Annotated in this window: 4 protein-coding genes; 1 reads left to right on the top strand and 3 read right to left on the bottom strand. The window is 66.4% G+C overall.

Annotation, left to right across the window (positions count from 1 at the left end):
* Window positions 1–339 precede the first annotated feature (339 nt).
* Window positions 340–843: an NUDIX domain-containing protein gene (locus PUR53_RS45450; RefSeq protein WP_443078092.1), complete on the top strand. Its 504-nt coding sequence runs from the start codon at window positions 340–342 to the stop codon at window positions 841–843.
* 312 nt (window positions 844–1,155) lie between these two features.
* Here PUR53_RS45450 and PUR53_RS45445 read toward each other — a convergent pair whose 3' ends face one another.
* From PUR53_RS45445 to PUR53_RS45435, 3 genes are all read right to left on the bottom strand, one after another.
* Window positions 1,156–1,791, bottom strand: a complete 636-nt coding sequence (locus tag PUR53_RS45445) for a site-specific integrase (protein WP_329912380.1) — start codon at window positions 1,789–1,791, stop codon at window positions 1,156–1,158.
* Window positions 1,710–3,626: a site-specific integrase gene (locus tag PUR53_RS45440; protein ID WP_329912379.1), complete on the bottom strand. Its 1,917-nt coding sequence runs from the start codon at window positions 3,624–3,626 to the stop codon at window positions 1,710–1,712. Before PUR53_RS45440 ends, PUR53_RS45445 begins: the two co-directional genes overlap by 82 nt.
* A gap of 111 nt (window positions 3,627–3,737) precedes the next feature.
* A complete protein-coding gene (locus PUR53_RS45435; RefSeq protein ID WP_329912378.1) occupies window positions 3,738–4,205 on the bottom strand; it encodes a tyrosine-type recombinase/integrase in 468 nt (155 codons plus the stop codon).
* Window positions 4,206–4,456 lie beyond the last annotated feature (251 nt).

Genomic DNA, 4,456 nt, shown 5'->3' with positions numbered 1-4,456 from the left:
TCACCCTCGTCGACCACATCCACCATGACCAGTGGGGACAGACCCGAAAACACCGTCCGCACAAGCTCGTTGACACCCATCACATGAAGGTCAACGACCCTCACAACTCTCTGTCACCACCGAATGTGAGACAGGGCCGCTAAGTTGACACACCCGTCGTTCGAAGCCATGTCATGTAACGCCGGAGGGAACTCGCAGGTCGTGAGCCTGAGCACGATAGGTGTCGTATGTGCACGACAACTGTCGGCGTCTCCGACCTCTTGGTGCAGGTGCTCTCGGGCGGCCTTCACGAGTCGCCGGGAAGCGGTGTTGTCGGTGGGCTCTGCCAGGGTGTGCGTCGTGGATGAACTGGTAGAGCGTATCGACGATCAAGATCGCGTGCTGGGGGTGGTGGTCAGTCGCCGGCAGGCCATCCGGGAGGGTTGGCTGCACAGGGTCGCTGTGACGGTGTGTTGTGATGAGCGTGGGCGGATCCTTGTCCACCGGCGGTCTGAGCAGCTGTCGCGTTTCCCTGGGCTCTACGAGGTCGTGGTCGGTGGCGCCGTGGGTGTCGGTGAGTTCTATGAACAGGCCGCTGCGCGCGAGCTGGGCGAAGAGCTGGGCATCCGTGTGCTGCCGCGCTTGCTGTTCACGTTCATCAACCGCAGCGGTTTGAGGCCTCACTGGCTCGGCGTGCACGAAGCCGTGGTGCCGGATGCTGTGGTTCCCGATCCCGATGAGGTCGCCTGGCATGGTTGGCTGACGGAGCCGGAGTTGCGGTCGGCCCTTCTGGAGTGGCGCTTCACCCCCGACAGCCACGAAGCCTTCAGTCGGTATCTCGCGTCCCGGACGGCGCAGTCCTGACCTTGCCCGCCTTTGCTTGCAATGAGCGCGGTGGATGCCAAGAACGATGCGAATCTGACGACGGTTGTCGTGCTCAGTGGTCCAGAAACCCCCAGGTCAGGGTGCCGGATTGACGACAGCTAGCTCGCTCCGCCTCAGGTCGGGCGGGGTGGGGCACGACAAGTAGCGCGCTCCGGCACAGTGGAGCGAGGTTGTGGTCCTGGTCGGTGGCCATGACGGGCATCCTCGCCGGAGCCGGTTCCTGTCCGCCAGGGCAGGAACTGGCTCCGGGTGGCCGCCACGGATTCGTTCACACCTCCGAAGGCCGGGTGCTCAGTCGGGCCGTGGAGGGAGGGCCGGGATGCCCAGGGCGACGGTTGAGCGTTGGGCGAGCCTGGCGGAGTCGGCTTGCTTGGTGCGGACGAAGGTCAAGGTCATGTCGATGCCTTCGATCTCGCCGAGCCACTGTTCCTCTTCAGCCCGCTTGCGGCGGAGGATCAGGTCCTTCTCGATCTCCGCGAGCCGCGGCAGCATCTTCGGGTTGACCTGGAGCATCGGGCAGCGGATGCAGGCGTGCTCGTGCTGGCAGGAAGATCCGTAGGGGCGAGCGCAGTTGCCGAGTTCGACCTTGCGCTTGTCGAAGTGCTCCTCGAACTCCTCCCACTGCTTGGGGGTGACGTCGGTGTATTCGCCGTCGGGCCTCTGTGTCCGGCGGTGGTTGAGGAACTCCTGGTAGGAGGTGACGACGTCCTCGGCGAAGACGGCGACGTAGCTCTGGGTTGTCTGGAGATTCAGGTGTCCGAGCAGGGCGGCGCCGATGTGGATGGGCAGGCCGCCGTTGACGATCTGCGTGGCGAAGAGTCGGCGGAAGTCGTGCGGGGTGAACGTCATCCCGGCGAATGCCTCGTTCGTCTCGGCGATCCTCTCGCAGGTGCGGCGGAGCATCTTGAGGGCCGTGCCGGCGGCCATGACGCCCCGGATAGTGCCGATCTTGCGCTGAAGCAGGAACGGCATGGGCTCTGACCACGTTTTTCGTGTGGGTCGTAGCGGCTGACCAGCGGAATCGGCTTCCCGTCTGGGGTTTGGCGGCGGACGATCCGCGCGATGGCGTGGAACAGCTCGGCGGACATCGGGATCACGCGTTCGCGGTCGCTCTTGGAGGGTGCGACCACCAGCAGAGCGATGACCTCGCCGTTCGGCCGCTGGTATTGGCGGACGCTGAGGTGGGTCAGCTCGGTCAACTCTTCCACCCGGATGCCGCTGTGCCGCAGGAGCTCGACGATCGCCCACTCCCAGAAGGCGATGTCCTCGGCCACGGTCACGTCGGTCGTCTCGCCCGTGGCGTGGTCGGTGACCCTGACGGCCGGGTCGTCCAGGAGCCGGGCCCGGCGCCGGTCCGCGAGGGAGTCGGTGCGGTTGTAGCGGAGCCCGCCCAGGGTGAACGCTTCGCCCAGGGGAACCTTGCGGCCGGCTTCGAGGAGGGCGGCGAGGTGCTCGTGCCGTGACTCGACATGCTGGACGAGTGTGGGCAGCAGGGGCTGACGGATTCGCGTGCGGTCGGCCATGTTCCGGTTGTTCTCGCGCTGGCGCTTGCCGAAGCCCTTGAGATCGCGCGGCAGGACCGGGCAGGGAGCGACCCAGTGGGCCCACTTCTCGGGCTCGGCGATGGCCCAGCTGTGGAGGTCGACGTAGAAGGCACGGACGGCCAGCAAGATCGTCTCGAAGCGCTTGCGGACCTTCGTCTTGTCGTTCGTCCAGTACCGAAGGTCCGCGCGCCACTGGTCGTAGACCTCTGGGCTGAGCACGAGGTTCTTCTGGCCGGGATTGATCTGCTCGATGCTCACCCAGAACAGGTTGGCGAGATTGCGGGCCAGCGCCTGGAGGGTGATGTAGTCGGTGTCCGCCCGGCGCCGGGTGAGGTAGTCGATCAGGAGCTGGCGGACACTGGCGTTTTTGACGGGGTAGCTGTCGACGAGTTCCTCGACGGTCTTTTGCCCGTTGTAGACGATCATGCGCAGGGTCGGCGGGGTGCTCTGCGGGAAGTGACCGGTGCTGTTCAGCACCTCCGAGGCGGCGTAGCCGCTGAGTCCGGAGTTGCTGCTGCTGCCGCCGTGAATGACCCCCAGTCTCTTGACCTCCATCGCGTAGTGCAGGAGTGCGGACGGTGTGAGGTCGGCCAGGATGATGCCCTGGGTGGTCAGGGCGCAGGCGATGTCGAACTTCGCCCGCAGCCGGTTCGTGGGTTTCCACTCCGGGTGGGAGTCGATCGCGCGGAAGAGCTCATCGAGTTGAGGGTCGCGCTGGAGCTTGCGGAACGGCTCGGGGTAGTCCGGGAACTTGTTCGCTCTGAACCCGGACAGCGACGGCTGGATGACCCTCATGCCGAACGCCATCTTCAGTGCGGAGATCAGGTTGGATCTGTCGTAGCGGACCTCCGGCCTGGCCAGGATGGTCACCGACGGAGCGTTCTCGTCGTTGAAGCCGCTGCCCTCCCAACGCTCCTGCCAAGTCTCGCCGGGCAGCGTCGCGAGGTGGCCGAAGAGCCTCCGGATCCCGCGGCTGCGTTTCTCTGCGACCGAGTTCGTCTTCCCACGCAGGATCTGTGCGGCCAGGTCGCAGAGATCCTCGACTGATGCCGTGGTCAGATCCCCGAACGGGGCCGGCGGATGCTTGGGCCGCGGCGCCGGCGCCGCCTCAAGGGTGGCCCCTTGGAACCCGGGCCGCCCCGCCTCGCGGCTGCTGTCGCGGGGCCGCGGCCGCCGGTTGCGGGCCGTGTAGGTCTCGACTGTGGTGCGGTTAACCACCGAACACCGCCTTGAAGTCGTCGGGGTCGTAGCCGGGTGCGATGGTCCGCTCGACGCGCGGCCGGTTGTAGTGCTGCTGAAGGGCGTCGAAGAGGTCCTCGACCCGGGCGTTCAGGTAGCGGCCTGTGGTCGCCAGATCGTGTGCCGCAGAATCGCCCGGACTTGGGAGAGTGTCAGGATCGGATCGTTCGCCATCCGGGTCGCGGCGGTGTGCCGCAGATCGTGCAGCGTCCAGTTCGTGCGGAGCCTGTCGTTGACCCGCTGGATCACCCGGCGCATCGCCCAGTAGGTCAGCGGCCGGTCCGGGGCCCGGCGGGTGCGAAAGACCGGCTCGCCGGCCTGCGGAAGCCCTATGTGGTCGAGGTAGGCCGCCAGGACCGTTAGGGCCTGCGGGCTGACCGGGACGGGTTCGCGGTCATCCGTGCCCTTGGTGACGACCCGGATCAGCTGCTTGGCCCAGTTGATGTCCCCGGGCTTGACGCCGAGGAGCTCGCTCGCCCGCGATCCGCTGGAGACGTAGAGCAGAACAGCTGCCCGGTCTCGGCCGCAGGTCAGAGCCGCGAAGAACTCGTCCCACATCCCGTCAGGAATCGAGCGGGGTCGGATCTGCGGACCCGCTGTCGGAGCCGGGCCCGCCGGAACTGCGGGATCTCTTCGTCCGGAGCCCGGTGGGCCAGGGCCCGGCGCTGTGCTAGTGTCCTGCGCCAGTAGTTGATCGTTAGTAGTTGCATGACTTCTGCTGCTGGTGCGTCAGTTCCCCGTCGGGGCCCCAAGTTGGAGCCGTTACTGCTGTCCGCTGAGGAGCAGGCGGAGTTGGAGCGGTGGACGCG

Origin of the sequence: Streptomyces sp. SP18BB07, from assembly GCF_036322545.1 — a bacterium.
Taxonomy (GTDB): domain Bacteria; phylum Actinomycetota; class Actinomycetes; order Streptomycetales; family Streptomycetaceae; genus Streptomyces; species Streptomyces deccanensis.
The sequence above is the reverse complement of the archived record's forward strand: the minus strand, read 5'-3'. Positions and strand labels throughout refer to the sequence as shown.